General features: G+C 67.8%; 15 protein-coding genes. 7 read left to right on the top strand and 8 right to left on the bottom strand.

Going from position 1 to position 17,388, the window contains the following annotated elements; genetic code table 11:
* The first annotated feature begins 33 nt into the window (after positions 1-33).
* Positions 34-285 carry a preprotein translocase subunit SecG gene (gene secG / locus AB8M85_RS05245; RefSeq protein WP_372697738.1) on the top strand — a complete coding sequence of 84 codons (252 nt, stop codon included), beginning with the start codon at positions 34-36 and terminating at the stop codon, positions 283-285.
* A 78-nt stretch (positions 286-363) separates the two neighbouring features.
* Here secG and AB8M85_RS05240 read toward each other — a convergent pair whose 3' ends face one another.
* The 5 genes from AB8M85_RS05240 to tkt all read right to left on the bottom strand — a co-directional run bounded on the left by AB8M85_RS05240 (position 364) and on the right by tkt (position 7,953).
* Positions 364-1,305 carry a glucose-6-phosphate dehydrogenase assembly protein OpcA gene (locus AB8M85_RS05240; RefSeq protein ID WP_372697737.1) on the bottom strand — a complete coding sequence of 314 codons (942 nt, stop codon included), beginning with the start codon at positions 1,303-1,305 and terminating at the stop codon, positions 364-366.
* Positions 1,302-2,942 (bottom strand): glucose-6-phosphate dehydrogenase, encoded by a 1,641-nt coding sequence (gene zwf, locus AB8M85_RS05235; RefSeq protein WP_372697736.1) that lies wholly within the window; start codon positions 2,940-2,942, stop codon positions 1,302-1,304. The genes AB8M85_RS05240 and zwf overlap by 4 nt, the downstream gene beginning before the upstream one ends.
* Before the next feature lie 67 nt (positions 2,943-3,009).
* Positions 3,010-4,638: a glucose-6-phosphate isomerase gene (locus AB8M85_RS05230; RefSeq protein WP_372697735.1), complete on the bottom strand. Its 1,629-nt coding sequence runs from the start codon at positions 4,636-4,638 to the stop codon at positions 3,010-3,012.
* On the bottom strand, positions 4,635-5,759 hold the full coding sequence (gene tal / locus AB8M85_RS05225) for a transaldolase (RefSeq protein ID WP_372697734.1): 1,125 nt from the start codon (positions 5,757-5,759) through the stop codon (positions 4,635-4,637). Before tal ends, AB8M85_RS05230 begins: the two co-directional genes overlap by 4 nt.
* A gap of 82 nt (positions 5,760-5,841) precedes the next feature.
* Positions 5,842-7,953 carry a transketolase gene (tkt, locus tag AB8M85_RS05220; protein ID WP_372697733.1) on the bottom strand — a complete coding sequence of 704 codons (2,112 nt, stop codon included), beginning with the start codon at positions 7,951-7,953 and terminating at the stop codon, positions 5,842-5,844.
* A gap of 273 nt (positions 7,954-8,226) precedes the next feature.
* On the opposite strand from tkt, the gene AB8M85_RS05215 reads away from it, so the two are divergent.
* Positions 8,227-9,210, top strand: a complete 984-nt coding sequence (locus tag AB8M85_RS05215; protein WP_372697732.1) for a heme o synthase — start codon at positions 8,227-8,229, stop codon at positions 9,208-9,210.
* Positions 9,211-9,609: 399 nt separating this feature from the next.
* On the opposite strand, the gene AB8M85_RS05210 is transcribed toward AB8M85_RS05215, so the two are convergent.
* The 3 genes from AB8M85_RS05210 to AB8M85_RS05200 all read right to left on the bottom strand — a co-directional run bounded on the left by AB8M85_RS05210 (position 9,610) and on the right by AB8M85_RS05200 (position 12,329).
* Positions 9,610-10,539, bottom strand: coding sequence for a heme A synthase (locus tag AB8M85_RS05210; protein WP_372697731.1), 930 nt, complete (start codon positions 10,537-10,539; stop codon positions 9,610-9,612).
* A 46-nt stretch (positions 10,540-10,585) separates the two neighbouring features.
* Positions 10,586-11,269 (bottom strand): ABC transporter permease, encoded by a 684-nt coding sequence (locus AB8M85_RS05205; RefSeq protein WP_372698522.1) that lies wholly within the window; start codon positions 11,267-11,269, stop codon positions 10,586-10,588.
* Positions 11,270-11,375: 106 nt separating this feature from the next.
* Positions 11,376-12,329 (bottom strand): ABC transporter ATP-binding protein, encoded by a 954-nt coding sequence (locus AB8M85_RS05200; RefSeq protein ID WP_372697730.1) that lies wholly within the window; start codon positions 12,327-12,329, stop codon positions 11,376-11,378.
* Between the two features lie 123 nt (positions 12,330-12,452).
* Between AB8M85_RS05200 and AB8M85_RS05195 the strand changes: the two genes are divergently transcribed.
* The 5 genes from AB8M85_RS05195 to AB8M85_RS05175 all read left to right on the top strand — a co-directional run bounded on the left by AB8M85_RS05195 (position 12,453) and on the right by AB8M85_RS05175 (position 17,142).
* Complete coding sequence (locus AB8M85_RS05195; protein ID WP_372697729.1) at positions 12,453-13,244, top strand: helix-turn-helix transcriptional regulator; 792 nt, start codon at positions 12,453-12,455, stop codon at positions 13,242-13,244.
* A complete protein-coding gene (gene sufB / locus AB8M85_RS05190) occupies positions 13,241-14,701 on the top strand; it encodes a Fe-S cluster assembly protein SufB (RefSeq protein ID WP_372697728.1) in 1,461 nt (486 codons plus the stop codon). Before AB8M85_RS05195 ends, sufB begins: the two co-directional genes overlap by 4 nt.
* Positions 14,702-14,703: 2 nt before the next feature.
* Entirely contained in the window at positions 14,704-15,981 is a 1,278-nt protein-coding gene (gene sufD, locus AB8M85_RS05185) for a Fe-S cluster assembly protein SufD (protein WP_372697727.1), read from the top strand.
* 61 nt (positions 15,982-16,042) lie between these two features.
* Positions 16,043-16,801 (top strand): Fe-S cluster assembly ATPase SufC, encoded by a 759-nt coding sequence (gene sufC, locus AB8M85_RS05180; protein WP_372697726.1) that lies wholly within the window; start codon positions 16,043-16,045, stop codon positions 16,799-16,801.
* 2 nt (positions 16,802-16,803) lie between these two features.
* Positions 16,804-17,142: a metal-sulfur cluster assembly factor gene (locus AB8M85_RS05175; protein ID WP_372697725.1), complete on the top strand. Its 339-nt coding sequence runs from the start codon at positions 16,804-16,806 to the stop codon at positions 17,140-17,142.
* The last annotated feature ends 246 nt before the right edge of the window (positions 17,143-17,388 follow it).

The following is a 17,388-nucleotide window of genomic DNA, read 5'->3' as shown; positions in this document are numbered from 1 at the left end:
CGGCTCCCGGCCTTTGTCGACCGAAAGGTAGTAGTGGAAGCACTCAAGATTGTCCTGCAGGTGGTGTTGGGACTCGTCAGCCTGCTGCTGACCCTGCTGATCCTGCTTCACAAGGGTCGCGGCGGAGGCATGTCCGACATGTTCGGTGGCGGCATGACCACCAGCCTCGGTTCCTCCGGTGTCGCCGAGCGGAACCTGAACCGCATCACGATCGTCCTCGGTCTGGTGTGGGGAGCCGTGATCGTGGCCCTCGGCATCATCATGCGCTTCAGCGTCGAGTCCTAGCCCGGCGTACCCCAGCCCACCGGAAAGGGCGGCTCCCCGTGGGGGAGCCGCCCTTTCCGCATCGGCAACCGGGGCAGGTCAGCGTTCGCTGGCGGTGACGCTGCGCAGGTTCGTCTGCGCCAGGCCCCTGCGGAGCACCTCGCCGAGCACCTCGTCCGGGTCGAGGCGTCGGAGTTCCTCGGCCAGGCATACCGAGGTGTTCCGGCGGGGGAGGGAGACCCGCTGCACGGGCTGGCCCGGCTGGTACAGCTCCGCAACGTCGTCGTGCGGCCGGGTGAGCACCACGTCCCCATCGGATCGCGAGAAGCGCACGCTGCGCACCCCGGTGCCGCTGGAGGACGCGGCGATGGTCACCGGGATGTCCAGGCACAGGGTGAGCCAGGCGGCGAGCAGGACCACACTCGGGTTCGAGGCGGCCCCCTTCACCGTCGCCGCGGTCAGCCGGGCCGGGTCCAGCTGGTCCAGCACGGCCGCCAGCTGGGCGCGCCAGAGGGTCAGTCGCGTCCAAGCCAGGTCCGTGTCGCCGGCCCCGTAGCTGTCGGCCAGGTCGAAGAGTGCCTGCCGCGGATCCTCGGCCGTTCGGCTGTCGGTAATGCGCCGGTGGGCGATCCTGCCGATGGCCGTCTCGGAGGCCGAGGCCGGCATGCCGTGGGGCCACCAGGCGACGATCGGCGCATCCGGCAGCAGCAGCGCATTGACCAGCGATTCGTTGGCGGTGGACAGCTCGCCCTCGGCGTGCAACACAATGACCTCGGACGCGCCGGCATCGCCGCCGACGCGGATCTGGGCGCTGAGTTCGGTCGGGGCATCGGCGTCGCCCTCAACGACGACGACGATGCGGCAGGGATGTTCCCGGCTGGCCAGGTTCGCCGCGGCGATGGCCTCCTCCTCGAACCCGGCGCGCGTGACGACAACGAGCGTGAGCACCCGGCTCAGGGCAACCACCCCACCCGTCTCCCGGAGGTTCATGACCTTCTTGGCCACCTGGGAGGTGGTCGTGTTCGGCAGGTCGACGATCATGGTCGGCGCCACGTCCTTCCGTCTCGGGCCAGGAGCTCGTCGGCGGAGGCCGGCCCCCAGCTGCCGGGGGCATACGGTTCGGGCTGCTCGTCCAGGCCCTCCCAGTACTCCTCGAACGGGTCGAGGATCTGCCAGGAGAGTTCGACCTCCTGGTGCCGGGGGAACAACGGCGGTTCGCCGAGGAGCACGTCGAGGATGAGGCGTTCATAGGCCTCGGGACTGGATTCGGTGAACGAATGCCCGTACCCGAAGTCCATGGTCACGTCCCGGACCTCCATCTGCGTTCCGGGGACCTTGGACCCGAAGCGGATGGTGGCGCCTTCGTCGGGCTGGACCCTGATGACGACGGCGTTCTGGCCGAACTCCTCGGACGCATTGTCGCGGAAGAGCAGGTTGGGGGCCCGCTTGAAGACCACCGCGATCTCGGTGACGCGCCGCCCCAGCCGCTTGCCCGCGCGCAGGTAGAACGGTGCCCCGGCCCAGCGCCGCGTGTTGATGTCGAGCCGGATGGCAGCATACGTCTCGGTGCGCGAGCGCGGATTGAACCCCTCTTCGTCGAGGAAGCCGGTGACCTCCTCGCCGCCCTGCCATCCGCCGGTGTACTGTCCCCGGGCCGAATGGCGGGAGAGGTCCTCTGGCAGCTTGACGGCGGCCAGGACTTTCTCCTTTTCGGCCCGCAGGTGGTCCGCATTGAAGGAGATGGGTTCTTCCATCGCCGTCAGGGCCAGCAACTGGAGCAGGTGGTTCTGGATCACGTCGCGGGCGGCGCCGACGCCGTCGTAGTAGCCCGCCCGGCCGCCGATGCCGATGTCCTCGGCCATGGTGATCTGCACATGGTCGACGTAGTTAGCGTTCCACAGCGGTTCGAACAGCTGGTTGGCAAAGCGCAGGGCGAGCAGGTTCTGGACCGTTTCCTTGCCCAGGTAGTGGTCGATCCGGAACACGGCGTCGGGCGGGAACACCGATTCCACGATGGCGTTCAGTTCACGCGCCGAGGCGAGGTCGTGGCCGAATGGTTTTTCGATGACGACCCGACGCCAGGGCGCGGGCTCCTGGCCGTCGTCGTGCTCCGCGGCCGGGTCGTCCGGGACCGGAGGGGCCACGGCCTGCTCGAAGTCGTCTGCGGCAGCGCGGACCGGGGCCGTGCTGATCTGGGGGGCCTGGGCCAGGCCGTGCCGGGAGAGCTGCTCGCAGACCTGCTCGAAGGAATTCGGGGGGATCGAGAGGTAGAAGACGTGGTTTCCGCGGGTGCCGCGCGAGCCCTCGAGCTCGTCGAGGGTCTCGCCGAGCCTCTCGTAGGCGTCCTCGTCGGCGAAGCCGCCGGTGACGAACCGGAACCCGCCGGAGAGCTGGGCCCACACGGTCTCGTTGAACGGCGTGCGGGCGTTTGCCGTGACCCACTCGCGGGCCTGCGCCACGAAGTCCTCGGCCGACCAGTCGCGGCGCCCGAATCCGACGACGGCGAAACTCGGGGGCAGGAGCCCGCGGTTGGCCAGGTCGTAGACGGCGGGAATGAGCTTTTTGCGGGCCAGGTCGCCGGTGACACCGAAGAACACCAGGGCCGACGGCCCGGCGATGCGGTTCAGGCGGCGGTCCCGGCGGTCGCGCAGGGGATTGTGCGCGGCGGTTTCTGCCATGGGCTACTTTCTGTTTCGAGACGGGCTCGCGGCGGGCGGCCACAGCGTGCCGCCCGCCATCTGGTGGCTACCGGTGGAGCCCGGGCAACGCGCCAATGGCCGCGCGCAGCTGGCGGATTCCCTCGTCACGGGAGGTCAGGTGCAGACGCAGGACCGGCCGGCCGTGGTCCGCGAGCACCTGTGCGTCCCCGGTGGCCTGGGCGGAGATCAATTCCCCGAACGTGAAGGGCCGGTCGGGGATGCTGATGTCGGTGTCCGAATCGGCGGTGATCTGCAGGTACACGCCGATCTTCGGGCCGCCCTTGTGGAACTGCCCCGTCGAGTGCAGGAAGCGTGGCCCCCAGCCGAAGGTGGTTGGCCTGTCCGATGCAACGGCAAGGTCCTCCCGGATCGTGGCCAGATCGGGGTGTCCGACCCGGTCGAGGTAGGCCTGGATGCTGACGTAGCCGTCTGCGGGCAGGGCGCCGAGCAGGTTGGCCACCGCGTCGGTGACCCCTGCCGCACCCTCGAGGAGGCCGGGCGTGGCCCGGATTTCGATGTCGCCGTCGACCAGCTGGGCCGGTTCCGGTGCGGGGGTGGAATCGAGCAGGCCCCGCGCGGCGAGCTTGGCGGCCTCCACGTCGGGCTGGTCAAAGGGGTTGATCCCCAGCAGCTTCCCGGCCACAACGGTCGCGTACTCCCAGAGCAGCAGCTGGCTGCCCAACGAGCCGGACACGTACACGTGGTTCCCCTCGGTGGCGATGACCGGGTCCTCGTCATCGGCGGCCAGATGCACCAGGAGCACGTCGTCGGCCTGGTGGACGGTTTCCTCGGCACCGGGTTCGACGACGACGGGCAGGAGCCCGGTGCCCAGCTTGCCGGTGGATTCCGCGATGAGCTGTTCGGCCCAATCCGCGAATCCGACGATGCCCGATCCCTCGTCGACGAAGACGATCTTGTTGCGCAGGGGAGTCGTCCCGCCCAAGGCGGCCCCCAGCGCCAGCGCGAGGTTGTCCTCGTCGTCGTCCGCGAGGAACTCAGCGGCCTCCTCGGCCTCGTCGAGCAGTGCGGCGATGTCGACCCCGGCCAGACCGGAGGGCACCAGCCCGAACGCGGTCAGTGCCGAGTAGCGGCCTCCGACGTTCGGGTCCGCGTTGAAGACGGCACGGTAGCCGGCCTTCCGGGCCGACTGGTCCATGGGCGAACCCGGGTCGGTGACCACCACGATGCGCGACGCCGCGTCGATCCCGGCGTCCTCGAAGGCCCGGGAGAACACCCGGCGCTGCGAGTCGGTCTCGACCGTGGAGCCCGACTTCGAGGAGACCACGAGCACGGTGGTCGCCAAGCGGTCCGTGAGTGCATTCCCGACCATTTCCGGGTCCGTGCTGTCCAGGACGACGAGCTCGACGTCGGCAGTGGCCGTGATGACCTCGGGTGCCAGCGACGAGCCGCCCATGCCGGCCAGGACGATGCGGTTGATCCCGTCGGCCTGCAGTTCCCGGCGCAGGTCCAGGATGGAGTCGACCAAGGGACGCGAGGTTTCGGCCAGATCGACCCAGCCCAAGCGCTTCGACGCCTCCGATTCCGCGTCGGGGCCCCACAGGGTGGCGTCCTTGGCGGCGATGCGGGATGCGGTCTGGTCGGCTACGAGCTGGGGGACATGGGCCTCGATCGCCTCGAGTGCCGCACCGGTGGCGGTGAACCCCAGGGCGCTCATGCCGGGGCCTGGCCGGCGGATTCGAGGGCGCTGCGGACGTCAGCCAGCAGCTCGCCCCACGCGACCTCGAACTTGTCGACGCCCTCGGTTTCGAGCTGGGCGACGACGTCGTTGTAGTCGATGCCCTGGGCGGCCAGGTCATCGAGGACCTGGTTGGAATCCTCGTAGGTCCCGGTGATCGTGTCGCCCGTGATTTCGCCGTGGTCCGCCGTGGCGTCGAGGGTCTTCTCCGGCATGGTGTTCACGACCTGCGGGGCAACCAGGCCGGTGACGTACAGCGTGTCGGGCAGGGAGGGGTCCTTCACGCCCGTGGAGGCCCACAGTGGACGCTGCGGGCGGGCCCCTGTGGCTGCGAGGACGCCCCAACGCTCGGAGGAGAAGTTCTCCTCGAACACCTGGTAGGCCAGGCGGGCGTTGGCCAGTCCGGCCTTGCCCTTCAGGGCGGTGGCTGCTTCGGTGCCGACGGCGTCGAGGCGCTTGTCGATTTCCGTGTCGACCCGGGAGACGAAGAAGGAGGCCACGGAGTGCAGCTTGGAGAGGTCGTGCCCGTTGTCCTTGGCCTGCTCCAGGCCGGTCATGAAGGCGTTGATGACGTCGCGGTAGCGCTCCAGCGAGAAGATCAGCGTGACATTGACGCTGATGCCCTCGGCCAGGGTCGCGGTGATCGCCTCGAGGCCCTCGACCGTTGCGGGAATCTTGATCAGGACGTTCTCGCGGTCGACCTTGGCGTGGAGCTTCTTGGCTTCTGCCACGGTTCCCGCTGCGTCGTGGGCCAGACGCGGGTCGACCTCGATCGAGACGCGGCCGTCGATGCCCTGGCTGGCAGTGGCCACGGGGGCGAACAGGTCGCATGCGGTCGTCACATCGTGGGTGGTGATCTGGAAGACCGCCTCGTCGACGTCGGCACCTGCGGCGGCCAGCTCGGCGACCTGCTCACGGTAGTCGGCATCGCCCTTGGCCAAGGCGGCGGCGAAGATGGACGGGTTGGTCGTCACACCGACGACGTTCTGTTCCCCGATGAGCTTCTTCAGCGAACCCGTGGTCAGGCGGGAACGGGAGAGGTCATCGAGCCAGATGGAGACTCCGGCGTCGGAGAGTGCCTGCGTATGGGGATTGCTCATGGGATGGGTCCTTCCGGGTGTGGAATGGGGTCTTGGACGGGCCGTAGCCGGCCGCTCCCCGGCGGGAGCGGCCGGCATGCTGTTATTTGGCGGCCGCGATCGAGTCCCGAGCGGCCTGCGCGACGGCCTCGGCCGTGATGCCGAATTCCGTGTAGAGGCGCTGGTAGTCGGCGGAGGCTCCGAAGTGGTCCAGCGAGACGATGCGTCCGGCGTCGCCGACGAGTTCGCGCCAGCCCTGCGCGACCCCGGCCTCAACGCTGACCCGGGCCGTGACGGCCGCGGGGAGGACGGATTCGCGGTAGTCCTCTTCCTGGCGGTTGAACCATTCGAGGGAGGGCAGGGAGACCACGCGTGCGGCGACGCCTTCGCCGGCGAGGGCCTCGCGTGCCTCGACGGCCAGCTGGACCTCGGAGCCGGTGCCGATCAGCACGACGTCCGGGTCCACCACCTGCCCGTCCCGCATGGCCTCGACGAGTACATAGCCGCCCTTGGCAACTCCCTCGGCGGGGCCGAAGCCCGGCTGGCTGCGGTCGTAGACGGGCAGGTTCTGGCGTGAGAGCACCAGGCCCGCGGGGTTCGACGTGTTCTCGAGGACCGTCTTCCAGGCCCAGGCGACCTCGTTGGCATCCGCTGGGCGGACGACATCGAGGTTCGGAATCGCACGCAGGGAGGCGAGCTGTTCGACGGGCTGGTGGGTCGGGCCATCCTCCCCCAGGCCGATGGAGTCGTGCGTCCAGATGAAGATGGACGGAATGCCCATCAGGGCCGAAAGGCGGATGGCGGGGCGCTGGTAGTCCGAGAAGATCAGGAACGTGCCCGAGTACGCCCGGGTCGGGGAGGCCAGGGTGATCCCGTTGACGATGGAGGCGGCAGCGTGTTCGCGGATCCCGAAGTGCAGGACCCGGCCGTACGGATTGCCTTTCCAGGAGTTCGTCTGCTTGGTCTCCGGAATGAAGGAGGCCGCGCTTTCGATGGTGGTGTTGTTCGAACCGGCCAGGTCAGCAGACCCGCCCCACAGCTCGGGCAGCACCTCGGCGATGGCGTTGATGACCTTGCCCGAGGCCGCGCGGGTGGCCAGGGCCTTTCCGGCGTCGAACTCGGGAAGCTTGGCTTCCCATCCCTCGGGAAGGCTGCCGGTCTCGAGGCGCTCGAGCAGGGAGGCATTGTCCGGATGCGCGTCCTTCCAGGCATCGAAGGACTTCTGCCACTCGGCATGGAGGTCGGCACCGCGGTCGGCCACCTTCCGGACGTGGGCCAGGACCTCGTCGTCGAGGGCGAAGTGGGCCTGCGGGTCGAAGCCCAGTTCCTTCTTCAGGGCCTCGAGTTCATCGGTGCCGAGCTTGGAGCCGTGGATGCCCCCGGTGTTCTTCTTGGTCGGCGACGGCCAGCCGATGACCGTCCGCAAGGAGATGATCGAGGGACGGCTGGTCTCGGACTTCGCTTCATTGATGGCCAGGTGGAGGGCCTCGATGTCCTCGACGTATTCGCCGGTGCGGGTCCAGTCCACGCGCTGCGTGTGCCAGCCATAGGCCGCATACCGGCCCAGGACGTCTTCGGTGAAGGCCACATCGGTGTCGTCCTCGATGGAGATGTGGTTCTCGTCGTAGATGACCACGAGGTTGCCCAGTTCCTGGTGGCCGGCCAGGGAGGAGGCCTCGGAGGTCACGCCCTCCTGGAGGTCGCCGTCCGAGGCGATCACGAAGATGGAATGGTCGAAGGGGCTGGTCCCCGGCGCCGCGTCCGGATCCATCATGCCCCGCATGCGGCGCTGCGCGTAGGCGAAGCCCACGGCGGAGGCGAGTCCCTGGCCCAGCGGGCCGGTGGTGATCTCGACGCCGTCGGTGTGCCCGACCTCCGGGTGCCCCGGGGTCAGCGACCCCCAGGTGCGCAACGATTCGATGTCCTTCATCTCCAGCCCGTAACCGGAGAAGAAGAGCTGCAGGTACAGGGTCAACGAGGTGTGCCCGGGGGAGAGGACAAAGCGGTCGCGGCCGATCCACTGCGGGTCACGGGGGTCATGGCGCAGGTGCTGCTGGAACAAGAGGTACGCCGCCGGGGCAAGGCTCATGGCGGTGCCGGGGTGGCCGCTGCCGACCTTTTCGACGGCGTCGGCGGCCAGGACACGGATGGTGTCGACAGCCTTATGGTCCAATTCCGTCCACGACAATTCCCGAACGTCTGACTGTGGCGCCACGCGGCGGCCCCTCTCTCTGGTCCTGTATTAGGCGGTTGGTGCCGGACGAGTGAAGGCGGTGGAAGCGCAGATGCTGCACGCCCATGTATGAATACTGAGCCTCAGTGCTCCGGCACATCGCCTCAACCATATCGCCTCGGGATGGACGATGGCCTGTTTGTGCGCATAATTTCCCATTGCGTTCGCGTTGGGGTGAACGGACTCCAATTTCTACAACCCGTAAAAGGGTATGATGGACGTTGTCTGTGTATTCCCCGCGAAGAACTGAGTGGCATGTCCGTGAAGACCGTACCGACCGACGCCGAGCTCGCAGCTCGTGCGTCACGTCAAGCCGACGAACGCTTCGGCGCATTCCTCGGCCGCAAGGCCAAGGCCTACCTGGCCTTGACCAAGCCTCGGGTCATCGAACTGCTCCTGGTCACCACGCTCCCCACGATGATTTTCGCGCAGCGCGGATTCCCGGACCTCGTGACCATCCTGGCAACCTTGGTCGGCGGCGCCTTCGCCGCCGGCAGCGCCGGCGCCTTCAACTGCTATTTCGACCGGGACATGGACCGCCTCATGCACCGCACCTCGAAGCGGCCACTGGTCACCGGTGAAGTGACACCCCGCGAGGCGTTCGTCTTTTCGTGGATGCTGGGGATTGCATCCATTGCCATCCTCTGGGCCGGAACCAACCTCTTTACGGCGGTCCTCGGACTCGTGGCGATCCTGCTCTATGTGGTCTTCTACACGCTGATTCTCAAGCGCAGGACGTCGCAGAACATCGTCTGGGGTGGCATCGCCGGCTGCATGCCAGTACTCATCGGCTGGGCGGCGGTGACCGGCACGCTCGACTGGCCCGCGCTGATCCTCTTCCTCATCATCTTCCTGTGGACGCCGCCCCACTACTGGCCGCTGTCCATGAAGTACGCGGATGACTACAACAGTGCCCACGTTCCGATGCTCGGTGCCATCGCCGGGGCCCGGACCGTGTCGATCCAGGTCGTGCTGTACGCCTGGGCAACCGTCGCGTGCTCGCTGCTGTTGGTCCCCATGGGCGATGCCGGCATCGTCTACACGGTCCTGGCCGCGGTCTCCGGCGGGTGGTTCGTCTACGAAGCGCATGTGCTGTACCGCGAAGCCCAGCGCGAGCACCTGCCCCAGGACATGAACCGCAAGGCGATGAAGGTCTTCCACATCTCCATCACCTACCTGACGATTGTGTTCGTGGCACTGGCCATCGACCCCTTCGTCGGCCAGCCGATCTTCGGCTGACCCATCATCAACCCGGCAGGCCGGGCGTCCGCAGCAGCCGGATGCCCGGCCTTTTGGGTGCCCGGCCACGCGGCGGGGCTGGTCGCCGGCCACCCATGGGTCGTCCCGTCTGGGCCGTTTCGTCGGCGGCAGGTGCTCGACGACGGGGCAGCGAAAACGGGTTGACGTCGCCCGCCGGGGAGCAGCAATGAACCGCCGGAGCGGGAGCCGGAGCCGCTGATCCGCGTCGCCGGAGGAGTGGGGGCCGCGGGGCGATGGAAACTACCTCCTGCGGCAGCCGCCGAAGGTGGCGCAAGCCCGATCGGCAGAACCAGGACGGGCCCCGTTCCACCTGGTGAGGGCGGAACAGGGCCCGGGGACCGGTTTGCCGGCCCACGTAGCGGGGCACATGAGCACGGCCTACAGCGGAACGACCCCCGTGGACCGGTCCCACACGTTGGTCGCCGCGGCCGTGAGCGCTGCAGTGCCGACCATATGCAGCAGGACCACGCCGATGGGCAGGCCCAGGAAGAACTGGGTGTAGCCGATGGCGGCCTGCGCGAGCACGGCCAGGACCAGGAGGAGGTAGCCGCGCTTCAGCGCTGCCGCCGCCCGGATCCGAAAGACCAGGTACAGCCCGAGCAGGGTGGCGATGACCAACAGGTAGACCGGGACGACGTGGATGCGTGTGACCAGGTACAGATTGAATTCGTGGCGCGGAGACGCCGGGTCCCCGGCGTGGGGGCCGGTCCCGGTGACGACCGTCCCCAGGACCAGGGCCAGCGCCGAGGTAATCGCGATTGTCCAGCCGAGTGCGCGCAGCGTCCCGGTGAGCGGGCCCGAGGCGACCTGTGCCTCGCCCCGGGATTCCCGTCCGGTCCGGTTCACCAGCAGCGTTGCGACGGCGACCAGGGCAATCGAGGCCAGGAAGTGGAGGCTGACGACCCACGGGTTGAGGCGGGTCAGGACGGTGATGCCGCCGATGACCGCCTGGATCGGGATGAAGCACAGCAGTGCCACCGACAGCCAGAAGATGGTGCGGTGGGTGCGCCGGACGCGCCAGATGGCCACGATCATAGCCAGGGCAACCGCTGCGAGCACGAACGTGAGCAGCCGGTTGCCGAACTCGATCAGCCCGTGGATGCCCATTTCCGGGGTCGGGGTCATTGTGCCGGGCATGCAGTTCGGCCACTGCGAGCAGCCAAGTCCGGATCCGGTCAGGCGCACGGCGCCCCCGGAGACGATGAGGATGGCCTGGGTGACCAGCGAGGCGATGGCCAGCCGGTGGATCCCCGGGCCGACGGACAGGGGAAGCCGGTCGGTCCAGCGGGTGACGGCGGGGCTGGTCATGATGTCTTTCTCCATTCGGGACACGGGGTGGCGTGCTGCACGCGCGTCAGTTCCACTTGAACCAGCGGGTGGCAGCCAGGCCGGCGGCGATCGTCCACCCCAGCAGGATGAGGCAGGCGCCGAGGTTCATTGTCCCACCGATGAGACCGTCGCGGAGGGCGTCGCCCAGTGCGGAGGACGGCAGGACGGCCACGACGTCGGCCAGGACGCCGGGCAGTCGGTTGCCCGGAATGAGGATGCCGCCGCCGGCGGCGAGCAGGATCCAGGCCAGGTTGGTGATCGCCAGGGTGGCCTCGGGACGGACGGTGCCGGCGATGAGCAGGCCGAGCGAGGTGAAGGCCGCGGCGCCGAGGACCAGGAGCACCACCGCGATGGGGATGCCGACGGGGTCGGGGCGCCATCCGAGCAGCAGCGCGGTCCCGCCGATGAGCACGATCTGGATCACCAGGACGGCCAGCACGGCGATGGCCTTGCCGAAGATCAGCCCGGCCCGGCCCAGTGGCGTGGTGGCCAGGAAGCGCAGGACGCCGTAGCGGCGGTCAAAACCGGTGGAGATGCCCTGCCCGGTGAAGGCGGTGGACATGACGCACAGGGCCAGCACGCCCGGGGCGGCGGCGTCGATGCGGTGCTCGGCGACACCGTCGAGCAGGTCGGTGAACACCAGCCCGAACAGGGCGAGCAGGGGGAGGATGACCGCCAGCACCAGCTGTTCGCCGTTGCCGAGCATCATCGCCGTTTCGTAGCGGCCGTGCCGCAGGATGCGCCGGCCCAGCGTCGCCGCATGGGCGGCGCCCCGGTCGGAGGCGGCATCCAGTGGCCCGGTGCTGGGTTGCTGCTCAGCCACGGTGGCCTCCTTCGGCGATGTCCAGGAAGACGTCCTCGAGGTTCTTGGGTTCCAGGGTGATCGAGGTCGGCAGGATTCCCCGCTCGGCCCACCAGGAGGTGATCTCGGCCAGGGCCGCCGGTGAGCCGATGCCCTCGACGCGGTACTGCCCGGCCGTTTCCTCGACGAGCGAACCGCCCTCGTGCAGCAGGGGGCCCTCGAGCCCCGGCGCCGCCGTGAAGTGCAGTGTCCGGTTCTCCGCTCCGGCGGTGGCCCGGGAGGTCAACTCGGCCACGGTTCCCTGGGCGACGTTGCGGCCCCCGTCGATGATGTAGACGTAGTCGGACAAACGCTGGGCGTCTTCCATCAGGTGGGTGGTGAGCACGATGCACAGCCCGCGTTCACGCAGCTCGGCGATGAGGTCGAAGACCACCTGCCGCGATTGCGGGTCCAGGCCCGCACTGGGTTCATCGAGGAACACGACCTCCGGGTTGCCGACCAGGGCAGCCGCCAGCCCGACGCGCTGGCGTTGGCCCCCGGACAGCCGGCGGATGGTGGTCGACGCGAAGGCGTTGATCCCCAGGCGTTCGGCGAGGGCCTCGACGTCGTCGGGCCGGGAATACATCCCGGCCACGTGCCGCAGCAGGGCCAGCGGCTTCACCGACGGGGGCAGGCCGCCGTCCTGGAGCATGACCCCGACGCGGGAGCGCAGGGCACTCCCGCCGGTGAGCGGATCCTGCCCAAGCAGCCGCACCGTCCCGCCGTCCGGGGTGAGCAGGCCCTGGGCACACCCGAGCGTGGTGGATTTGCCGGCCCCGTTGGACCCCAGCAGCGTGGTCACCGCGCCCGCATGGGCCGTGAGTGAGATACCGTTGAGCACCCGGACCATCCGGCCATCCAGTGCGGCGACGGGGCCGAAGTCCTTGCGCAGGGAGTCGACGACGAGGCGGGGTTCTGTTACGGGCACGCAAGCATTCTACGGCATGTAGAGAACGACGGCGGAAGGCGCCTGGCGCCCGGCGGTTCAGCTGCGGGGGAACTAAGCCACGCCTTACTGGCGGGGACGGCCTCATTACGTCATGATTGTGTTGTGTATTCATCCCAGTTGATCCCCGAAGGTGCGACCGGCACGCCGGCCGCGCACACGGTGGCGCCGGAGACCGAAGAACGCACCCGGGACCGTGTCCTGCAGGCCGTGCTCCACCAGGGACCGGTCAGTGCCGCCGAACTCGGCGAAAGCCTCGGTTTCACTCCGGCCGCCGTCCGCCGCCACCTCGATGCCCTGAGCCGCGACGGCCTCGTCGAGGTCAAGCTCATCGCCAACCAGCCCGCCGGTGCCGGCCGCCCGGCCCGGCGCTACGTGCTCAGCCACCGCGGGCAAACCAAGCTCGGCAACGACTACCTCGACATCGCCGCCTCGGCGTTGGCCGACCTCGCCGAGGCCGCCGGCGACGAGGCCGTGCAGGCCTTTGCAGCCCGCCGCTTCGAAAAGCTGGAGCGGCGCTACCGCCCGCTGGTCGACGCCGCCGGCGATTCGCTCGCGGACCGGGCCGAGGCCCTGTCCGGGGCTCTGAGTGCCGACGGGTTCGTCGCCTCCACCCGGACCGTCGGCTTCAACCAGCCCACGGCGACCCTGCAGAGCCTCCAGCTGTGCCAGGGCCACTGCCCCATCCAGGACCTCGCCCGGGAATTCCCGGTGTTCTGCGATGAAGAAACCAAAGTCTTTGCCCGCCTGCTCGGCGTCGACGTCCGTCGACTCTCGACGCTGGCGTCCGGCGGGCATGTTTGTACGACCCATGTCCCCATGGGCCGCAACCAGACTCCTCAGCGCGCTGAGAAGAGAACACGAGTCAAGCTGACAAAGCAGGAAAGGCCGCGATGACGGATCAGATGGCACAGGAGACCGCCGACCCGGGTGTGATTTCCGAGATTCTGGAAAAGAATCCGGAGCTGCACGGGATCGGCAACTACGAGTATGGCTGGTCGGATAAGAACGACGTCGGCGCCAATGCGCGTCGTGGCCTCAGCGAGGAAGTCGTCCGCGACATCTCCGGCAAGAAGAGCGAACCCGAATGGATGCTGAACCTGCGTCTGAAGGGGCTGAAGTACTTCGACCGCAAGCCCATGCCGACCTGGGGTGCAGACCTCTCCGGCATCGACTTCGACAACATCAAGTACTTTGTGCGTTCGACGGAGAAGCAGGCGAAGTCCTGGGAGGACCTGCCCGAGGACATCCGCAACACGTACGACAAGCTCGGCATCCCGGAGGCGGAGAAGCAGCGCCTGGTCTCGGGTGTCGCGGCGCAGTACGAGTCCGAGGTCGTCTACCACCAGCTGCGTGAGGACCTGGAGAAGCAGGGCGTCATCTTCCTGGACACGGACACGGGTCTGAAGGAACACGAGGACATCTTCAAGGAGTACTTCGGCTCCGTCATCCCCGTGGGCGACAACAAGTTCGGTTCGCTCAACACGGCCGTCTGGTCGGGCGGATCGTTCGTCTACGTGCCCAAGGGCGTCCACGTCGAGATCCCGCTGCAGGCCTACTTCCGCATCAACACGGAGAACATGGGCCAGTTCGAGCGCACGCTCATCATCGCCGACGAGGACTCCTACGTCCACTACATCGAAGGCTGCACGGCGCCGATCTACCAGTCAGACTCGTTGCACTCCGCCGTCGTGGAGATCATCGTGAAGAAGGGCGCCCGCGTCCGCTACACGACGATCCAGAACTGGTCGAACAACGTGTACAACCTGGTCACCAAGCGCGCCATCTGCGAAGAAGGCGCCACCATGGAATGGATCGACGGCAACATCGGCTCCAAGGTGACCATGAAGTACCCGGCCGTTTACCTGACCGGCGAGCACGCCAAGGGCGAGACGCTCTCGATCGCCTTCGCCGGCGAAGGCCAGCACCAGGACACGGGGTCGAAGATGGTGCACATCGCACCGAACACCTCGTCCTCGATCGTGGCGAAGTCGGTGGCCCGCAACGGCGGCCGCTCGGCCTATCGCGGCCTGGTCCAGGTGCGCGAAGGCGCCAAGGGCTCGCGCAACTCCGTGGTGTGCGACGCCTTGCTCGTGGACCAGATCTCACGCTCGGACACCTACCCCTACATCGACGTCCGCGAGGACGACGTGACCATGGGCCACGAGGCGACCGTCTCGCGGGTCTCCGAAGAGCAGCTGTTCTACCTCATGTCCCGCGGCATGGCCGAGGACGAGGCCATGGCGATGATCGTGCGCGGCTTCGTGGAGCCGATTGCCCGTGAGCTGCCGATGGAATACGCGCTCGAACTGAACCGCCTCATTGAACTGCAGATGGAAGGATCCGTCGGTTAATCATGACTGATACCGCAACAGCACTCTCCGGCGAGGAGGCACGCGTCGGCGTGCCCGCCATCGCCGGCTTCACCGAAGAGGGCGAAAACCTCTCCCCGCTCAATGAGGACAGCTCGCCGCTGGGCGGCGACGCCAGCAAGGCCCACAGCCACGGTGGTGGCGCCGGGGTTCCGGATTCATCGCGTGCCGGGCGCCTGACCAGCTACCGGCTGGAGGACTTCAAGGCACTCACCGGCCGCGAAGAGGACTGGCGCTTCACCCCGCTCAAGCGCCTCGGCGGACTGCACAAGAACGCCCCGGCCGGTGCGGCCCCGGCAATCACCTCGGAACTCTCCGAGGGAGCCACCATGGAGACCACCGGCATGGACGACGCCCGCGTCGGCTCGGCCGGCATTCCCGAGGACCGCGTCGCCGCAAACGGCTGGAACGCCGCGGCCGAGGCCACGGTGCTGACCATCGGCGCCAATGCCGAGGGCGTGAAGGCCACCCTGACGCTGACCGGTTCCGGCCTCGAGGCCGCCGCCCAGCACGTGGTGATCGTCGCCGAGCCGAACTCCCGCGCCGTCGTCGTCATCGACCATGTCGGAAGCGCCGTCGTCTCCGAGAACATCGAGATCGATGTCCAGGAAGGCGCCGAGCTCACCGTGGTCAGCGTCCAGGCATGGGAGGACGACTCCATCCACGCCAGCTCGCAGCAGGCCAAGATCGCCAAGGACGCGAAGTTCAAGCACATCGCCGTCACCTTCGGTGGCGACCTGGTGCGCGTGACGCCGTCGGCCCGGTTCGCCGGTCCAGGTGCCACCGCCGAGATGTTCGGCCTTTACTTCGCGGACGCCGGGCAGCACCTCGAGCACCGCCTGTTCGTGGACCACGCGCAGCCGCGCTGCACCTCCAACGTGCTCTACAAGGGTGCGCTGCAGGGCAAGGACGCGCACACCGTGTGGGTGGGCGACGTGCTGATCCGCAAGGAGGCCGAAGGCACCGATTCCTACGAGGCCAACCGCAACCTGGTCCTCACGGACGGCGCCCGCGCCGACTCGGTGCCGAACCTGGAAATCGAGACGGGACTCATCGAGGGTGCAGGCCACGCCAGCACCACCGGCCGTTTCGATGACGAGCACCTCTTCTACCTCATGTCCCGTGGCATTGACGAGAAGACGGCCCGCCGTCTCGTCGTGCGCGGCTTCCTCAACGAGATCATCCAGAAGATCGGGGTCGAGGAACTGCAGACGCGGTTGAACGAGACCGTCGAAGCCGAACTCGCAGCTACCGAAAACTAGGCCGTCGGCCCCCACCAGTGAACCTCGCCGGCCCGGCCGGCACGTTAGAGAACGGACACCAATGTCTACCCTGGAAATCAAGGACCTGCACGTCTCCATCGACACGGAGCAGGGCAGCAAGGAAATCCTCAAGGGCGTCACGCTCACCATCAAGACCGGTGAAACGCACGCCATCATGGGCCCCAACGGCTCCGGCAAGTCGACCCTGGCTTCGACCATTGCCGGCCACCCGCGCTACAACGTCACCTCCGGCTCGATCACGCTCGACGGCGACGACGTGCTCTCCATGAGCGTTGACGAGCGTGCCCGGGCCGGCCTTTTCCTGGCCATGCAGTACCCGGTCGAGGTGCCCGGCGTGACCATGACCAACTTCCTGCGCACCGCGAAGACTGCCATCGACGGCGAGGCCCCGAGCCTTCGCCACTGGACCAAGGACGTCAAGGCGGCCATGGCGAACCTGAAGATCGACGCCGACTTCGCCGGCCGCAACGTCAACGAGGGTTTCTCCGGCGGTGAGAAGAAGCGCGTGGAGATCCTGCAGCTCGAGCTCTTCAAGCCCAAGTTCGCCGTCCTCGACGAGACCGACTCCGGCCTGGACGTCGACGCCTTGAAGGTGGTCTCCGAGGGCGTCAACCGTGCCGCGGAAACCAGCGAGATGGGCACCCTGCTCATCACGCACTACACGCGGATCCTGCGCTACATCAAGCCGGACTTCGTGCACGTGTTCGTTGACGGCCGCGTGGCAGAGCAGGGCGGCCCGGATCTGGCCGATCGTCTCGAGGAAGAGGGCTACGACCGCTTCCTCGCCGTTGGAGCGTAGTTATGAGCACCGAAGCAGCAGAGGGGTCGGCACTGACCCCGCTCGAAGACGTCGAGGAAGCACTCAAGGACGTGATCGATCCCGAACTCGGGGTGAACATCGTCGACCTGGGCCTCCTCTACGGACTGAAGTATGCCGATGACGGGGCACTGCTCATCGACATGACGCTGACCACCGCTGCCTGCCCGCTGACCGACATCCTCGAGGAGCAGGTCGCCAGCGCGCTGGATAGTGTCGTGGACGAGCACCGCTTGAACTGGGTCTGGATGCCGCCGTGGGGTCCGGAACGGATCACCGATGACGGCCGCGACCAGATGCGCGCCCTGGGCTTCAATATCTAACTGGTACCAGCAGGTCCGCACGCGGCACCAGTGGTGCTGCCCGGGAACCACCGCAGGACCCCACCTTTTCGGGTGGGGTCCTGTGGTTTCTTAAGGCGTGTGCACGGCGGGTTCGGAACCCGGTGGTGCTGCTGGGTCCGGTGTTAGAAGGGTGGTTCTGCTGGTGGTTCCGGTGGGGCGTCGGGTTCGGTGCCGAAGGGGTACTCGTGTTCACCGGGACGTTCGATGCGCCGGGGACCGTATTCG

This window comes from Arthrobacter sp. JSM 101049, assembly GCF_041679245.1.
GTDB lineage: Bacteria > Actinomycetota > Actinomycetes > Actinomycetales > Micrococcaceae > Arthrobacter_H.
Note: the sequence above shows the minus strand (reverse complement) of the source record. Positions and strands in the feature narration are given on the sequence as shown.